The organism is Rhodococcus pseudokoreensis (assembly GCF_017068395.1).
Classification (GTDB): domain Bacteria; phylum Actinomycetota; class Actinomycetes; order Mycobacteriales; family Mycobacteriaceae; genus Rhodococcus_F; species Rhodococcus_F pseudokoreensis.
In genome coordinates, this window is the sequence record NZ_CP070619.1 from 155,098 (window position 1) to 170,903 (window position 15,806).

At 68.0% G+C, this 15,806-nt stretch carries 13 protein-coding genes; 7 read left to right on the plus strand and 6 right to left on the minus strand.

Going from position 1 to position 15,806, the window contains the following annotated elements; all coding sequences use genetic code 11:
• Positions 1-117: 117 nt before the first annotated feature.
• Positions 118-2,445, minus strand: a complete 2,328-nt coding sequence (locus tag JWS13_RS06060) for an ATP-binding protein (protein ID WP_206004966.1) — start codon at positions 2,443-2,445, stop codon at positions 118-120.
• 346 nt (positions 2,446-2,791) lie between these two features.
• Here JWS13_RS06060 and JWS13_RS06065 point away from each other — a divergent pair, with 346 nt between their 5' ends.
• From JWS13_RS06065 to JWS13_RS06075, 3 genes are all read left to right on the plus strand, one after another.
• Positions 2,792-3,046 (plus strand): hypothetical protein, encoded by a 255-nt coding sequence (locus JWS13_RS06065; protein WP_206004967.1) that lies wholly within the window; start codon positions 2,792-2,794, stop codon positions 3,044-3,046.
• 82 nt (positions 3,047-3,128) lie between these two features.
• Positions 3,129-4,739 carry a flavin-containing monooxygenase gene (locus JWS13_RS06070; protein ID WP_206004968.1) on the plus strand — a complete coding sequence of 537 codons (1,611 nt, stop codon included), beginning with the start codon at positions 3,129-3,131 and terminating at the stop codon, positions 4,737-4,739.
• A gap of 113 nt (positions 4,740-4,852) precedes the next feature.
• Positions 4,853-5,953 (plus strand): NDMA-dependent alcohol dehydrogenase, encoded by a 1,101-nt coding sequence (locus tag JWS13_RS06075; protein ID WP_206004969.1) that lies wholly within the window; start codon positions 4,853-4,855, stop codon positions 5,951-5,953.
• A gap of 71 nt (positions 5,954-6,024) precedes the next feature.
• Here the strand turns inward: JWS13_RS06075 and JWS13_RS06080 are convergent, their stop codons facing one another.
• Both JWS13_RS06080 and JWS13_RS06085 read right to left on the minus strand, forming a co-directional pair.
• Positions 6,025-7,227 (minus strand): NAD(P)/FAD-dependent oxidoreductase, encoded by a 1,203-nt coding sequence (locus tag JWS13_RS06080; RefSeq protein WP_206004970.1) that lies wholly within the window; start codon positions 7,225-7,227, stop codon positions 6,025-6,027.
• A 42-nt stretch (positions 7,228-7,269) separates the two neighbouring features.
• Entirely contained in the window at positions 7,270-8,466 is a 1,197-nt protein-coding gene (locus tag JWS13_RS06085; protein ID WP_206004971.1) for a CaiB/BaiF CoA transferase family protein, read from the minus strand.
• Between the two features lie 178 nt (positions 8,467-8,644).
• Here JWS13_RS06085 and JWS13_RS06090 point away from each other — a divergent pair, with 178 nt between their 5' ends.
• On the plus strand, positions 8,645-9,166 hold the full coding sequence (locus JWS13_RS06090; protein WP_206004972.1) for an HtaA domain-containing protein: 522 nt from the start codon (positions 8,645-8,647) through the stop codon (positions 9,164-9,166).
• A 7-nt stretch (positions 9,167-9,173) separates the two neighbouring features.
• On the opposite strand, the gene JWS13_RS06095 is transcribed toward JWS13_RS06090, so the two are convergent.
• Both JWS13_RS06095 and JWS13_RS06100 read right to left on the minus strand, forming a co-directional pair.
• Positions 9,174-10,130, minus strand: a complete 957-nt coding sequence (locus JWS13_RS06095; RefSeq protein WP_206004973.1) for an alpha/beta hydrolase — start codon at positions 10,128-10,130, stop codon at positions 9,174-9,176.
• Entirely contained in the window at positions 10,127-11,596 is a 1,470-nt protein-coding gene (locus tag JWS13_RS06100) for a flavin-containing monooxygenase (RefSeq protein ID WP_206004974.1), read from the minus strand. The genes JWS13_RS06095 and JWS13_RS06100 overlap by 4 nt, the downstream gene beginning before the upstream one ends.
• A 99-nt stretch (positions 11,597-11,695) precedes the next feature.
• Here JWS13_RS06100 and JWS13_RS06105 point away from each other — a divergent pair, with 99 nt between their 5' ends.
• Together JWS13_RS06105 and JWS13_RS06110 are read left to right on the plus strand one after the other, a co-directional pair.
• The gene (locus tag JWS13_RS06105; RefSeq protein ID WP_206004975.1) at positions 11,696-12,529 is read left to right on the plus strand and encodes a mycofactocin-coupled SDR family oxidoreductase; all 834 of its coding nucleotides are present in this window, start codon (positions 11,696-11,698) and stop codon (positions 12,527-12,529) included.
• A gap of 99 nt (positions 12,530-12,628) precedes the next feature.
• Positions 12,629-14,014: an NAD(P)/FAD-dependent oxidoreductase gene (locus JWS13_RS06110; RefSeq protein ID WP_206004976.1), complete on the plus strand. Its 1,386-nt coding sequence runs from the start codon at positions 12,629-12,631 to the stop codon at positions 14,012-14,014.
• Positions 14,015-14,589: 575 nt separating this feature from the next.
• On the opposite strand, the gene JWS13_RS46410 is transcribed toward JWS13_RS06110, so the two are convergent.
• Entirely contained in the window at positions 14,590-14,736 is a 147-nt protein-coding gene (locus JWS13_RS46410) for a hypothetical protein (RefSeq protein WP_420854999.1), read from the minus strand.
• Positions 14,737-14,796: 60 nt separating this feature from the next.
• On the opposite strand from JWS13_RS46410, the gene JWS13_RS46415 reads away from it, so the two are divergent.
• Positions 14,797-15,180, plus strand: coding sequence for a three-helix bundle dimerization domain-containing protein (locus tag JWS13_RS46415; RefSeq protein ID WP_420855044.1), 384 nt, complete (start codon positions 14,797-14,799; stop codon positions 15,178-15,180).
• Positions 15,181-15,806: the final 626 nt, after the last annotated feature.

Genomic DNA, 15,806 nt, shown 5'->3' on the forward strand with positions numbered 1-15,806 from the left:
GACCATAATACGTGCCTCATTACGGCACAACTAGAAGTGGCTCATATCATCATTAGAGGCTGTCGCCGGCGTAGGGCGGCCGCATTCGCGACCGTCCAGCCCCGGACGTGAGCAGGATCAGGCCGGGGCGGGTGGTGCGGGCGACCGCGTCGTCGCGATCAGCGCCGCCACCTGGCTCCGCGAGGTGAAGTCGAGCTTGGTCAGGATGCGCTGCACGTGCGTGTCGACGGTGCGTGGTGAGATCACCAACTCGTCCGCGATCTCCCGGTTCGTCTTTCCGGTCGCGACCAGTCGAGCGATCTCCTGCTCGCGTCGCGTCAGCGGCAGATCCTGGAGAGGGTTGTCGATGTCGTCCGGCTTTGCCAACATCTCTCCCAGCGCGACCGAGGCCGCCTCGTCGAGGGTGAGTCGCCGACCGTGCCCGAGCGCGGACCGATAGCCGCTCACGCCGAGCCCCGTCGCGGCTCGGGCCGCATAGCGGTCGTGCCACTCCCGCATCCCACCGAAGCCGTGGAACGGAGGGCCGAAGTCCCCGGCGTGTGCCTCTCCGACACCGAACAGCACCGCAGCCCGCTGAGCGTCGCCGACTTCGACCGCCGTCCAGGCCAGGAGCTCGATCGCCCAGACGATCCCCTGCCGGTTGTCGAGGGCACGCTTGCGCACCAGGCTCTCCCGCGCCAGGCCGGCGGCCGACTCGGCATGCCCGCGCAGCAGTTCCTCCAGGCCCAGGAAGGCGAGCGCCCAGGACAGCAGCAGCCCCTCGCCGTAGGCGGCGCACAGGTGGCTCGCCTCGGTCAACACCTCGTGCGCCTCGTCGAGCCTGCCCAGGTAGCAGTAGGCCAGCCCCAGGTTGAGCAGCGCATCGGCGAGGTACGGCGGACCGCCCGGCACGGCGCGCTCCATCTCGACCCCCGCCTCGAGGTGTTCGATCGCCGGCTCGAGCCTGCCGTCGAACAGCTCGGCGACGCCCAGTGAGCTCCGCGCGTGGGCCGCGCTCGCAGCATCTCCGACCTTCGCGGCGGTCCGCTCACACTCCGCGAGCTGCTCCCGTGCCGCCGGATAGTCGCCGTTGACAGCGCACAGGAAGCCGTGAATCCACAACGCCGCCGCGCGCTCGGGGTCAGTTGGCTCACTGGCAGCGAGCAGCCGGCTCAGCCATCGCCGCCCCTCCCCGGGCAGTCCCAAGCTGATCCAGAACATCCACAGCGAGCTCGCTATCCGCAGCCCCGTGCCCGCCCTTCCCGGGCTGGTGAGAGCGCCTTCGAGCGCGGCGCGCACGTTGGCCTGGTCCGCTGACACCAGGCTGAGCAGTCTCAGCTGGTGCGGACCGAACCAGCCTTCCTCCACCGATTCGGCCATGGCAAGCACATGGCGCAGGTGCGTCTCACGCACGGCCTCGAGTTCGCCCGCCTGGTCGAGGCGCTGGGCCCCGTAGAGCCGGATGGTCTCGAGCATCGTGTAGCGCGATCCGTCCAGTACGACCAGGGATTTGTCGGTCAGCTCACACAGCGCGGTCCACACCGCGTCGGCCGGCAGATCGGGTCCGGCACAGACCGCCTGCACCGCGTCGAGCGTCGCACCGCCACGGAACACCGACAGCCGAGCCCAGAGCACGCGTGCCTGGGACGTGCACAGCTCGTAGCTGTAGTCGAGGCTCGCCCGCAACGAGCGGTGCCGCTCCGGAGTCGAGCGCGAGACCCTGGTTGCCGGCGCCAGCGGGTCACCGCCGTGGGTCAGCATCGACTCCACCGACAGCCATCGGCTCCCCGCGGCAGCCAGTTCGATGGCGAGGGGGAGGCCGTCCAGTTGTCGGCACAACTCGACGACCGACTGCTCGTCGTATCGACCGGCGGCGATGTCGGGATTCAGCGCCCCCGCCCGCTCCAGGAAGAGCGCGACACCGGCATAGCTCTGCGCCGCCCCGGGTTGCAGACCCGCCTCCCGGCAGGGCAGTGCCAGCGGCGGGACTCGGAAGGGCGCCTCGCCCTCGACGCGCAGCACCTCCCTGCTGGTCGCCAGCACCCGGAGCGAGGGACAGCCGCGCAGCAGGGCGAAGGTCAGGTCCGCGGCGGCGTCTACAAGGTGCTCGCAGTTGTCCAGCACGAGGAGCATCTGCCGATCGTCGATCGCCGCGACGAGGTCCCCCAGGTCGTCGCCGGCGGACAGGCTGATACCTATCCGCGCTGCCACGGTAGTCGCGATCAGATCGGGCTGGGAGAGGTCCGCCAGCGGGATCGTCCAGACACCGTCGGCGAAGGCGCCGCGGACCTGGCGGGCGACGTGATACCCCAGGCGGGTCTTCCCCACGCCGCCGGGTCCGATCAGCGTCACGAGTCGGGAGTGTGCGAGCAGCCTCTTGACCTCGGCAGTCTCGGTCTGTCGACCGACCAGGCTGGTGATCTCTACGGGCAGCGTGTCCCGGAGACGCGCGTCTCTGCGCACCATCCTTGCGCACCATCCCGTTCGGTCGTGGTCCTTGGTGACCGCATCAAGTCCGCTCGGCCGACCGCGAGAGCTCTCGTGGCGCCGATGTGAGGAACCTAACATACGTAGCCGCGTACGCCGTTCTACTGATGCGTGGCCCAACCGTTCGGCGGGAGGCTTCCGTGACACAGCACACAACGACGTGGAGGTCATCCAGATGGAGTGTCGCGCTCACAACGCCGTAGTACGCCGCGGTTCGCACCGGCCGGGACGAAGCGATCACCGAGGCCCGATCGCGGACCGCTGCCCCGGCCGGCGATCGGGTGCCCACGCCGTTCGGAATCAAGCCCGGCCCCCGGCACCCGCTATGGACGAGCCCCTGGTCCGCGCGGCGGAGCTCATCACCCGCGTCGCCGCCCTGATCCCCCTGCCGAGCGAATCTCTGACCGGCGACGACACCGCCTGGTCGGCCTTCGAGGCACTCCTGGGCGAGGCCGCGACGTTGCTGGCCGGCGCGCTCGGGCACGACGGCCGCGCCGTGCTGTGTGCGCTGGCGGATTCACCGCTGAGCGCCAATCCCCTGTGCGCGCTGCTGATGGAACGCTGCAGCCACACCTTCTAAAGTAATGCTGCTATTATGTTCAATGAATTGATTACATGAGTGCACCTTCAGTGTGCCTCACCAAGTGCACAGGAGGAGCTTCGTGACGGAGCCACAGTCCGGGGCGACAACACTCGACGCCCTCGTCATCGGTGCCGGCATTTCCGGCATCTACCAGCTCTACGCGCTCCGCGAGCTCGGACTCGATGTACAGACGCTCGAGGCCGGCTCCGGAGTGGGCGGAGTCTGGTACTGGAACCGCTACCCCGGCGCCCGCTTCGACGCCGAGAGCTATACCTACGGCTACTTCTTCTCCAAAGAGCTCATCGACGAGTGGGACTGGAGCGAGGAGTACGCCGCCCAGCCCGAGATCGAGCGCTACCTCAACTACGCGGTCGACAGGTTCGGGCTGCGCGAGCGGATCAACCTCGAGCAACGGGTCTCCTCGGCCGTCTGGGACGCATCGAGCGGGCGCTGGACCGTGACCACCGAGAGCGGCCGGGTCTGGCGGCCGCGCTACCTCGTCACCGCGCTGGGCATCCTCTCGGCGCCGGCCTTCCCGAAGGTTCCCGGTCTCGAGGACTTCCGCGGCGAGTGGGCGCACACCGGCCTGTGGCCGGCCGACGGCGTCGACTTCACCGGCAAGAAGGTCGCCGTGATCGGCACCGGATCCAGTGGCGTCCAGATCATTCCGATCGTCGCCAAGGACGCCGACAGCCTGGTCGTCTTCCAGCGCCGCCCCAACTGGTGCACACCGATCAACAACTTCGACATCACACCCGAACGGATGGACGACATCCGCGACCGGATCGACGAGATCTTCGAGGCCACCCAGCTCTCCCCCTCCGGCTCGCCGCACAGTCCGATGACGGAGTCCTCCCTCGACCTGGACCCCGAGGAGCGACGCAGGCGCTTCGAGAAGCTCTACGACTCCCCCGGCCTCGTGATGGCGTTGGGCAACTTCCGCGACGTCGCCCTCGACAAGCGCGCCAACGACAACTGCACCGCCTACATCGCCGAGCGGATCCGCGCCCGGGTCGACGACCCTGCGGTCGCCGACCGGCTCATCCCCACCGACCACGGTTTCGGACAGAAGCGGCCGCCGCTGGAGAACGGCTACTACGAGGTCTTCAACGAGCCGCACGTCACACTGGTCTCCACCTTGGAGGAGTCCATGGTCCGGTTCACCGAGACCGGCATCGAGACGAGCGCAGGCCATTACGACGTCGACGTGATCGTCTTCGCCACCGGCTTCGACGCCGTCGTCGGCTCGTACAACAAGATCGACATCCGTGGCGAGAACGGACTCAGCCTGAAGGAGCACTGGGAAGCGGGTCCGCGCACCTGGTTCGGCATGCAGACGGCAGGCTTCCCCAACCTCTTCATGATCGGCGGAGCCCAGAGCGTGACGGGGACCATTCCGCGCATCACGGATTTCCAGGCCGACTGGGTCGCCTCCGCCGTCGAGTACGCCCGCGACCACGGCCACACCACGATCGCTACCACCGAGGCGGCCGAGGACGAGTGGATCGACCACGTCAACGGCGGCATCGTCGGGACCCTGCAGGAGAAGGCCGAATCCTGGGCCTTCGGCTCCAACGTCCCCGGTCGCAAGCGCGCCTACCTGCTCTATGCCGGTGGCCTGCCGCAATATCGCGAGCGGGTCCGCGCCGCCACGGACGACGACTTCCGGGGTTTGACCTTCTCGTCCTGACCCCCGACAAGTACTGCGCCCGACGCCGTTGACGTCTTCTAATGATGTCCACTATGTTGTTTAAACAACATTAGGCGCCGGGCGCAGTGCGTTCGACGACAAGAGAGGCAGCGATGAGCACCAGAGCAGCAATCCTGTGGGGCACGGGCGAGAAGTGGAGCGTCGAAGACGTGGAGCTCGCCGATCCCGGCCCGGGCCAGGTGCGGGTCAAGATCCGCGCGACCGGCCTGTGCCACTCCGACGACCACGCCGTCACCGGTGACATGCCGACCCCCCTGCCCCTTGTCGGTGGCCACGAGGGTGCGGGAGTCGTCGAGGCGGTAGGGCAGGGCGTGACGCGGGTGGCGCCCGGCGACCACGTCATCCTCATCTTCCAGCCGCCGTGCGGCTACTGCCGCAACTGCGCGCGCGGACGCTCCAACCTGTGTCTCAACGCCTCGCTGCAGGAGTACGGCGCCTCCAAGTCGTTCCGAGCCCGGGGCCAGGAGATCGCCGCTACCGGCGACCTGGGGACCTTCGCCGACGCCACGGTCATCTCGGAGCGCTGCGTGGTGAAGATGGACAAGGACATCCCGTTCAACGTCGCCGCCCTGCTCGGCTGCGCCGTCACCACCGGCTGGGGAGCGGCGGTCTACCTCGCCGAGGTGGAGCCGGGTGACAACGTCGTCGTCATCGGCAGCGGCGGAGTCGGTGTCAACTCGATCCAGGGCGCCAAGAACGCCGGCGCGAACTTGATCATCGCTGTCGACACGGTGGAGATAAAGCGGCAGAAGGCGCTCGAGTTCGGCGCTACCCACGCCGTCGGCTCGATCGAGGAGGCGCAGGCGCTGCTCGCCGACCTCGCGCCCGGGCGGGGCGCGGACGCGGCGATCCTGTCGGTCGGTGTGGGCGACGGCAGCAAGCTGGGCGAGATCGTCGACCTCACCGGGCCGGCGGGCATCACTGTGATCACGTCCGTCTCGCCGATCGCCTCCGACAGTGTCAACATGAACCTCGCGATGTTCACGCTGACCCAGAAGACGCTGCGCGGCAACGTGTATGGCGGCGTGCAGGTGCACCGCGACATACCGCTCCTGCTCGACCTCTACCGCCAGGGGAAGCTCAAGCTCGACGAGCTGATCACCCAGACGTACACCCTCGACCAGATCAACGAGGGCTATGCGGACATGCACGCGGGCAAGAACCTGCGTGGCGTCATCGAGTTCTCCGCCTGACCGCCCGAACCTTCAGCTCCAGGCAGGGGCCGCACCTTACGGGGTGCGGCCCCTGCCGTCCTACATGTGGGTCAGACGCGGGCGGTCTTCAGCTCGGCGGTGAGTCGCTGCAGGTAGGCCCCCATGCTCTTGGGCATCCCGAGCAGCACGACGCCGACCAGCGCGCCGCCGCGCCGGTAGCCGACGGCCGCCTCGCCACCCAGCTCGCCCTCCAGCACCTCGACTTCGTCGCCGAGACCGGGCTGGCCGAGCGCGCGCAGGCTCACTGCTCCCTGGTCGGACCAGAACGTGGGGATCGTGCCGAACGGCTCGGTCCACGGCGTTTCCGCCAGATCACCGAGCAGCACCTTGGCTGCATACATGCTCGTGTCCACTGCCACCTGCCAGTGCTCGATGCGGCGCGGCTCGGCGTCGTACAGCGCGTTCGGGAAGCGCCCGACGTCGCCCACAGCGACGATGCCCGAGAGTCCGCCCGGACGAAGAAACTGATCGCAGACGACGCCGTTGGTCAGATCGAGTCCGTTGTCCTCGAGCCAGCCCGTGTTCGGCTCCGAGCCGATCGCCTCCACGACGACGTCCGCGAGGAGCCGGCTGCCGTCGGTGAGAACCACCGCGCCAGGCTCGACCGCCGCCACACCGGTGCCGAGGTGGAACCTCACGCCCGCCGCCGCATGCCGACGACGCAGCTCGGCGCCGACCACGGCGCCGAGCGGAACCTGCATCGGCACGTCGTCGACAGCCACCATCGCCACCTCGCAGCCACGGGCGATCGCCGTGGCGGCCACCTCACAGCCGATGAAGCCGGCGCCGATCACGACCACGCGCGAGCCGGGCCGCAGCCTGTTCCCGAGGGCGATCGCGTCGTCGAGCGTGCGCAGCGCCGTGGCCGGGCCGCCTATCTCGGGCGGCAGCCTGCGGGCCCGGACCCCCGTCGCCGCGACGAGTCCGTCGTAGCTCAGCTCCGTGCCGTCATCGAGCACGACGACCCGGCGGCGGAGATCCGACGAGACGACGGCGCAGCCCAGCAGCCACTCGATCGGATGCTCGCTGTCACGCCGACGGAGTTCGACACCGGCGTGATCGCCGCCGTCGGCGAGCAGCTTCTTCGACAGCGGCGGCCTGGTGTAGGGGTAGTGCACCTCGTCGCCGACGATCGTGATCTTCCCCGTCCAGCCGTGCCGGCGCAGACCCTCCGCCGTGCGCAGTCCGGCCAGGCCGGCACCGGCGACGACGATGGTGCGCTCGTCGGGATCGAGTGTCTCCAAATGACCCATTGACGTACTCCTCCTGGTTCGTGGTGAAAGGTTGGTGCGGCGTCAGACGACGCCGTCGGCGTGCAGCTTTTCGATGGCGCCGGGCTCGAGTCCGAACTCGGCCAGCAGCGCGTCGGTGTGCTCCCCCAGGGCGGGTACGTCGCCCATCACCGGCGTCACGCCCGCGATGTCGATCGGCGGTGCGAGGGCGGGCGCCGGGCCGCCGGGCGTCTGCACCTCGTGCCAGCGCCCGCGCTCGCGCAGGACGGGGTGGTCGAGGAATTCGGCCACCTGGTTGATGCGCGCGTTGGCGATCCGCAGCCTGTCGAGCAGTGCGACCACCTCGTCGCTGGTACGCCGGGCAAAGGCCGCTGTCACGAAGACATCCAGTGCTGCCCGGTTCGCGACCCGATTCGCACCGGAGCTGAACCGCTCGTCGTCGACGATCGCCGCATCCTCGAGGAAGTCGGTGCAGAACGTCTTCCACTCGAGGTCGTTCTGGATCGAGAACAGCACCTCGGTCCCGTCGGCGGCCGGGTAGGCCCCGTACGGCGCGATGGTGGCGTGGTGGGTGCCGAGCCGACGCGGCTCGACCCCGGTGAACGCGGTGTAATACGCCGGCTGGCTCATCCACTCCGCGAGCGCGTCGAACAGGGAGACCTCGACGGGGCGTGCCACGCCGGTGGTGGCACGGGCGAGCAGCGCGGCCAGGACTCCGCTGAAGGCATACATGCCGGCGGCGATGTCGGCCACGGAGATGCCGACCCGGGCACCGGTCTCGGGACCACCCGTGATCGAGACCAGGCCGGTCTGGCACTGGATCAGCAGGTCATAGGCCTTGCGCTGCGCCCACGAGCCGGTGCTCCCGTAGCCGTTCACCGCGCAGTCGACCAGGCGCGGGTTGAGCTCGGCCAAGGCCTCCACCCCGAACCCGAGCCGGCCGACGGCGCCGGGTCCGAGGTTGTGCACGAAGACATCGGCCTTCTCCAGGAGTGTGCCCAGCACGGCCCGTCCGCTGTCGGACTTCACATCGAGGGTCAGGGACTCCTTGCCCCGGTTGAGCCAGACGAAGTAGCTCGAGAGCCCGTGCACGGCGGTGTCGTAGCCGCGGGCGAAGTCGCCTGACCCAGGGCGCTCGACCTTGATTACGCGGGCCCCGAGATCGGCCAGCTGGCGGGTGGCGAAGGGAGCCGCCACGGCCTGCTCGAGACTGACGACGAGTAGGCCTTCCAACGGGCGCGGTGCGGCAGGGGACGGCATGGTCGGCAAGTTATTGCTCCTGACGGGATCTCTGTAGTGGATTTGTTGTTCAAACCTCACTCAGCCGGTTGATCAATAATGGACTTCCACGATTGCAACCTTGGTCATATAGTGCAAACATCGTAACCGAGCATTATTGGATCGGGCAGTGTAGCCCCGGGTCGAAGGCGGAACACCGATGGACACCTCCACAGACACCACCTCGCCGGCGCAGCGTCGCCTGGCTCCCGGCCTGCGCTGGGGCATCAAAGGCTCGTTCGTCGACTACGTGCGCCGGATGCCGGACGGCAAGGGCTCGGTCGGCGAGGGCGCGACACCCGTCGGCACCGGTGATCTCTTCTATGAGTACGACGCGGCAGCGAGCAGCGCCGGCGACGACGCGGGCAGGCAGGTGTGGGCCTTCCGCGGCGACGTCCGGTTCAGCGGCCACTTCGGAATGCTCTTCGTTCGGATCGCCCATCCCTGGGTGGAGGTCGACGGGTCGCGGGCCGTGCTCACCATCGAGGATCCCCAGGCGCGTGAGGGTGCGCCGCGGGTGCCGCTGGTGACGGCCCGGCTGGAGCGCATCGCCACCGACGACGGGTCCGTGGTCTGGGGTGCCGACGACGTGGCCCTGACCGCCGACGGCGTGACGCTCTTCAACGACGTCTACGCCGAGGGCGAGCCGTTCGATCCGCTGGTGGTCCAACTGCCCTCGTGACTGGCGATCATCGCTCCATTCCCAGCGCCCGAGCCAGGACGGCGATCTCCTCGGCCAGGTAGCGGCGGGACATACCGGCCGACGGCTCGGCGGTGAAGGCCGCATGGAACGCGCCGGGGAAGCGGTGCGCCTCGACCGCCACTCCCGCCTCGGCCAGCATCGCCGCGTAGGAGAGACCCTCGTCGCACAATGGGTCCAGTTCCATCACCGCAACGTACGCCGGCGGCAGACCGCGCAGGTCGTCGATGCTCGCGCGTCCGGGGGCCGCCTCCGCCGGCACATCAGCCGATCCCGGGGCGAGGTCGCCCAGGTAGTGGGCCCAGCTGACCTCGCCCACACGACGGCTCCAGATCGGGGTGTCGTCGTAGCGCAGCATGCTCGCCGTGGCCAGTCGGTCGTCGGTGATGGGCACCGAAAGGAACTGGAAGCACGGCGCGAGTTCGCCGCGTACCCGGATCGCCAGGCCGGCTGCCAAGGCACCGCCGGCGCTGACACCGTGGAGGGCGATCCGTCCCGGATCGACACCGAGGTCGGTGGCGGCGGCGATCAGCCAGCGCAGCGCCGTCTCACAGTCGTCGAGCGGTGCAGGGTAGGGGTGCTCGGGCGCCCGGCGGTAGTCGACCGAGACCACGACCGCCCCCAGCTCGCGGCTCAGCTCCACGTTGCGGGCGTGGCTGGCATCGGACGAGCCGCTGACGAATCCGCCACCGTGCAGGTGCAGGACCGCGGGCCGGGGCTCGGGTCGCGCCGGTGGCCGGTAGAGCCGGACCGATGCAGTCCGGCCGTCGGGGCCGACCTCCCGGTCGGCGATCTCGATTTCCCCGGGTTCGACCTCGCGGGCGCGGGCCGCTGCCCCGGCATCCGAAGCTGCGCGGAAACGCTGGTAGTCCACGAAGTCGACCGCGGGCAAGGCGTCGAGCACAGGCTCCAGCTCGGGGTCGAGGAGCTCGCGCCAGCGGCTCATGCGCCCGTCCCGCGGCGCAGCCCGTAGGTGCCGAGCGGTCGGCCGAGTTTGAGTAGCAGCCATTGCAACGTGATGCTCCCGTCGAACTGTGTGACGATCCGCCCCGAGGGGTGCTTGAAGTAGTTGCTCGATCGGGCCCAGGTCGTGCGCCGCAGGCGGCGCTGCAGCCAGGCGTTGTATGCCGTACAGGCCAGCTCGTGGGTGTCGATCGCACTGAAACCGCGTCGCTGCATTCGGCGCAGGTCAGCGACGACCCACGCCGCCTGCTGCTCGGACTTCCAATAGATGCTGACGGCGCCGGAACCGTTGGTGTTGGGGCCGAAGAGCATGTAGAAGTTCGGGTAGCCGGGGACCGTGACCCCCACATGCGCGAACGCGCCGTCCGCCCAGGTGTCGCGCAGTCGGCGTCCCCGTCGTCCGATCACGTCGTAGCCGGCGAGAAGCTCTGCGGCGGTGAACCCGGTCGCCGTGACGATCACATCCACCTCGTGATGCTCTCCGTCGACATCGACCAGACCGGTCGGCGTCGCCGAGGCCACCGGCCGCGGGATCAGGCGGACGTTGTCGCGCTTGAGTGCCGGATAGAAGTCATCGGAGAACACCACTCGCTTTCCCTCGAAAGGGTAAGTGGGCGTGACTGCCTCACGTAGGTCGGGACGATCGGCGAAGGTGGCGCCGATGTAGTCGCGCGCCATCCGATCCATCGCCCGGTTGCGCCTACTGCCCGCGACATAGCTCGGCCGGCCGCTGAGGTTGCGCCACTCCTTACGGATGATCTGGACGCTGCGGTCCAGCCGCCGGTGCCACGCGCGGGAAGTGCGGCGCAATTCGCCTGCGTCGTAGGTGCGCTCGCCCTTCGGCAGCACCCATCCGGGTTCCCTCTGGAAGACGTTGACCGAGCGGGCGACCGGCGCAATCGCCGGAACGACCTGTGCCGAGGACGACCCGACCCCGACCACCGCCACCCGCGCATCGGCCAGGTCGACGTCGTGGCGCCACTGCTGGGTGTGCATGACGGAGCCTCCGAAGGTGTCGAGGCCCGGCCACGCGGCGAGGTTCGGGTTGCTGAGCAGCCCGACGGCGCTGACGAGGACTTCGGCCTGGTAGGTCTCACCCGCTGCCGTCGTGACGCTCCAGAGATGTTCGTCCTCGTTCCAGCGGGCCTCGGTGACCCGCGTCCCGAAGACGAAGTGCCGCCCGAGGTCGGCCTCCTCGGCCACCTGTTCGAGATAATCCAGCACCTCCTGCCGGCGAGCGTGGGTGCGTTGCCACGGATGGGTGCGGAAGCCGAATTGGAAGATCAGCGACGCAATGTCGACCGCCGCACCGGGATAGGTGTTGATCCGCCAGGTCCCGCCCACGCCGTCGGTCTCGTCGAGGATGCGGAAGTCATCGATTCCCGCTCGCTTCAACCGGACTCCCATGGCGATTCCGCTGATTCCGGCGCCGATCACGAGGACACGCACGACCAACTCCTCCAATCAAGACCCTCCCCAACGATCCGCAGGAGGAGCTAGGGTGACAAACATAACAAGAAATCATTAGTGGAAGGTTAGCAACAAGATATGGGACGTGTCAGCGGGAAAGTTGCCTTCATCACCGGGGCCGCACGCGGTCAGGGCCGTAGCCATGCGGTCCGGCTCGCCGAGGAGGGTGCCGACATCATCGCCGTCGACCTGTGCGACGACGTACCGGAGATGGCCTATCCGGGCGGGACCCGCGAGGAGCTGGACGAGACGGTGCGCCTGGTCGAGCGGACCGGGCGCACGATCGTCGCCCAGCAGGCGGACGTGCGTGACTTCACCCAGTTGCAGCGGGCGGTCGATGCAGGTGTCGCCGAGCTGGGCCGGCTCGACGTCGTCGTTGCAAACGCCGGTGTCCTGACCGCAATCGGGCCGTTCGACCAGATGAGCGAGGCCGCCTTCACCGATCTCGTCGACATCAACCTCACCGGGGTGTGGCGCACCGTCAAGGCGGCGATGCCGCACCTACGCGCCGGCGGTCCGGGCGGCTCGATCATCCTGACCAGCTCGAGCGCCGGCATCCGGGCGTCGCGCAGCACCGCCCACTACGTCGCCAGCAAGTTCGGGGTCGTCGGTCTGATGCGAGCGATGGCACTCGAACTCGGCCCGGAGATGATCAGGGTCAACAGCGTGAACCCGGCGCAGGTCGACACCCCGATGATCCAGAACGACTTCATGTACCGGCGCGCCTGCCCCGGCGTGGACAGCCCCGGCCGTGAGGAGCTCGCCGCGGCGTCGCTCACGCGGATGGCGATGCCGATCCCGTGGGTCGACTCGGTCGAGATCTCGCACGCGGTCGTCTTCCTCGCCTCCGACGAGTCGCGCTACGTGACCGGCCTGGCCATGACGGTCGACGGCGGGATCAGCATTGCCTGACCCCTGATCGCCAATTATGCTTGCTATTATCTTTGTAGATAAATAGACCACATCTGGCCGCCGGGCGACGAGGCGTCTCCCGCCCAATCAGGAGCACCCATGACAACCCCATTCCTCGGCCGCGCGATCATCATCGGCGGCAGCATCGGCGGCACTCTGGCCGCAGCCGCGATCGCCGATCACTTCCGCGAGGTGGTGCTGATCGAGCGTGACGAGCTACCCACCGAGCCGGTCTTCCGGAAGGGAGTGCCACAGGGCGCCCACTTCCACGCGCTCTTGGCCGCCGGCCGGGCCGCGATGGACTCTCTGCTACCCGGCTTCTCCGATCACGCCTTCGAGATGGGCGCGGTGCGACTCGACTCCGCACAAGACGTGATGCGCCTGGACAGGGTCGGCTGGTCGCCTCGGTTCGAGTCGGGCCTCGAGTTCCTGATGGCGAGTCGGCCGTTGATCGAGAAGGCGCTTCGCGACAAGGCTGCCGAGCTCGACGGCGTGCAGTACCGCTCGGGCGTAGAGGTGGCCGGACTGATCGGAGCCGACGGTCGGGTCACGGGAGTGCGCACCACCAACGGGGAAGAGCTGTCCGCCGATCTGGTGATCGACGCCAGCGGTCGGTTCTCCGAGTCTCCGACGTGGCTGCAGGCGCTCGGTTACCCCACTCCCCGAGAGGAAGTCGTCAACGCGCACTGGGGCTACTCCTCCACCTTCCTGGAGGTACCCGAGGACTGGGACCCGGGCTTCCAGGCACTCGCACTCACCGCGTTCGGGGACGGTGCCCTGACCCCCGAATCGGCGTCCCGGGCAATGGCGATGTGGGTCGTCGAGGGCGAGCGCCGCTGGATCCTGACCGCTCAGGGCTCCGCCGGCGACCACCCGCCCCGGACCGAGGAGAAGCTGCGCGACTTCATCTCGAGCATCGGGGTGCCCGAGCTGGACAAGGCGCTGTCGCAGGTGACGTTCCCCGAGAAGATCTCGATGTGGCGTGATACCCGCAGCCGGCTTCGCGACTTCGCCGGCCAGCCGGAGCGGCCCGAATGCTTTCTCGCCATCGGTGACGCCTGGATGGGCTTCAACCCCGTCTATGGGCAGGGGATGACCGCCGCCGCGCTGGAGGCCTCGGACCTGCGCACCGAGTTGGCCGCTCACCTGACCGAGCGCACCGATGAGCTGACCGGACTGGCGGGGCGGTACTACGCCAAGGCCGATGCCCTGATCAAGTACTGCTGGACCTCCTCGAACACGCTCGACCACCGCATTCCCGGTGTGGAGTACACGGTCGACGGCGTCGCCCAGGAGGTCGATCCGACCTCGTCGGACTTCTCCGACCGGCTCGCCGCCTACATGGCGCTCGACCCGGAGCGCTACGTCCGTTACCGCGAAACCACTCAGCTGCTGCGCTCTCCCGAGTGGCTGGCCGGCGACGAGATCGTCGACGCCGTACGCGAACGCTGGGACGAGCTGGGCAAGGCTGTCGTTCCCCGCTGACGTGGGGTTGAGTCGGCACCTGCGCTGCCAGCCTTCGAGAGTCTCACAGAGAGCGAAGGGCTAGCACGGACGGCAGGGAGACCAGGCATGACATCTTGACGAGACGGTCTCAGGCATCGAGCCTCCGAACGCACCAACGTCTACGCGATCGTCGGACTGTTTGCGCCTTGATAGGAGCGTTCATTCCTGCAATGGTCTTCGGCCGCACTCAACACGAATTATCAGCCCCTAACAAACACACCGCTGCCCACCATGAACCTTTGGACAACAGCGATGCGCCGAACATCGAGCCTCTTCACTGATCAGCAACAAGCTCCACGATGCGTCGGACGTCCGGCGCAGCAGTTGGGCTCGAGCTAGCCTTACGGCTCGCTCGAGCCCGGCCACATCTTGCGGTGGCGGACGCGTCGACGTCTCACCTTGCTCGCCTACCGCGGGGACCGCCTGCAACGCCACCACAAGCAGGCCAACCAGCAACACACCACTTCACACAGATCCCGGGACGCCAGGCATAGTTCGGGCCAGAGCGACCGGTGACGTGCGCCTTCTGGGTCGTCGGCGCCTACCAAGCCGTGTCATCTGGTGGCCCCGATCCGGGCGGTGCGCGCCGCGACCTCCTCGTCCACCAGGTCACGGTCGACGTGCTCTGTCGATGCCATACGTGCCTTCTGCTCGGTGCGGCCGCAATCCACACCGGTGGCGCCGAGAGACCTGTTCCCCACCGCCACCGCCGGACCACAATCTCTGTCGTGAACGTGGCCGAACGGCAGCGCAGCGAAGTAGTGCGCGAACACTTGATCCAGCGATACCACCACCTCGCCCACGATCGGGTCGAGGATGCGGTCGCGGCCGCCCATCACCGCTTCGGCGACTACCGAATCCGAGACTTCGTACCCCTGCTCGTCGAACGCGCAGCCACCCACGCACTCGATCAACTCCATCGACCGCCTACCCGACGGTGCCCTCGGCACCGTAGCCACGCCGTACCGAACGCCGGCGCCTGCGCTCCGGACGGGCTTCGATGGTCCTCCTCGCGATGTCGGCGACCGGGTGTTCGAGCCTGGTGCGAGCTGGACCATCATCGCGAGCGCCCGCTTTGCCGGGCAAAAGTGTGTGACATCCGGTTTCTCGGAAGATGCTGCGGAAGCAATTCACTACGGCACTAACCCGCAGATACCAGGGGAATTGTACCCACAGCCCAATAGGAACAACGAATCTGTGGGCTCCTGGTCCATTGGAATGCTGGTGGCGGACCAATAACGTCCAATGTGACCGGGATTACATTTAGTAGAGGAGCCCAAGTGGAACAGATTGCTCACTTCGCCACCTTGGCCCGACGAATCGCAGAACTGCTGCCAGAACCACCATCGCCGGATGATCCCTTCGGTTATCTCGCGTGGGAAGAACTCGTGCTCACGGCGGCAGGGCGCCTCGGCGCACAGGCCCGTCTCCACCTTGGCGCCCTCTCTCATCACAGCGCCGGCACACCGGACTCCCACCGCGTCACCTCGCAGGATCTCATCCGCGTCGCCTCGCTGGTCGAGTTCGGAGCAACACCGGCCGCGACTCAGCAACTACTCGACGACATCGTGCACCGCATCACTGCATCAGTACCGTCGGGTGTTGCCGTTCGCGCCGACCACGACTACATGAGATCGGCAGATGGGCTCGCACTCCGCGCCCATTGCCACCCACGTGTGACGGCTTCGGACACGACGACGCGGAGGCATCGTCGCCGAGATCTTCGCTCCGATCCGGCGGTAGGCTCGTGGAGCTAGCTCTAGGGGTGAGC

What these genes read in the sequence shown, in the direction of transcription:
- JWS13_RS06060 (WP_206004966.1), bottom strand. Translation starts at nt 2,445, where the DNA reads ATGGTGCGCAGAGACGCGCGTCTCCGGGACACGCTGCCCGTAGAGATC.
- JWS13_RS06065 (WP_206004967.1), top strand. Translation starts at nt 2,792, where the DNA reads ATGGACGAGCCCCTGGTCCGCGCGGCGGAGCTCATCACCCGCGTCGCC.
- JWS13_RS06075 (WP_206004969.1), top strand. Translation starts at nt 4,853, where the DNA reads ATGAGCACCAGAGCAGCAATCCTGTGGGGCACGGGCGAGAAGTGGAGC.
- JWS13_RS06080 (WP_206004970.1), bottom strand. Translation starts at nt 7,227, where the DNA reads ATGGGTCATTTGGAGACACTCGATCCCGACGAGCGCACCATCGTCGTC.
- JWS13_RS06085 (WP_206004971.1), bottom strand. Translation starts at nt 8,466, where the DNA reads ATGCCGTCCCCTGCCGCACCGCGCCCGTTGGAAGGCCTACTCGTCGTC.
- JWS13_RS06090 (WP_206004972.1), top strand. Translation starts at nt 8,645, where the DNA reads ATGGACACCTCCACAGACACCACCTCGCCGGCGCAGCGTCGCCTGGCT.
- JWS13_RS06095 (WP_206004973.1), bottom strand. Translation starts at nt 10,130, where the DNA reads ATGAGCCGCTGGCGCGAGCTCCTCGACCCCGAGCTGGAGCCTGTGCTC.
- JWS13_RS06105 (WP_206004975.1), top strand. Translation starts at nt 11,696, where the DNA reads ATGGGACGTGTCAGCGGGAAAGTTGCCTTCATCACCGGGGCCGCACGC.
- JWS13_RS06110 (WP_206004976.1), top strand. Translation starts at nt 12,629, where the DNA reads ATGACAACCCCATTCCTCGGCCGCGCGATCATCATCGGCGGCAGCATC.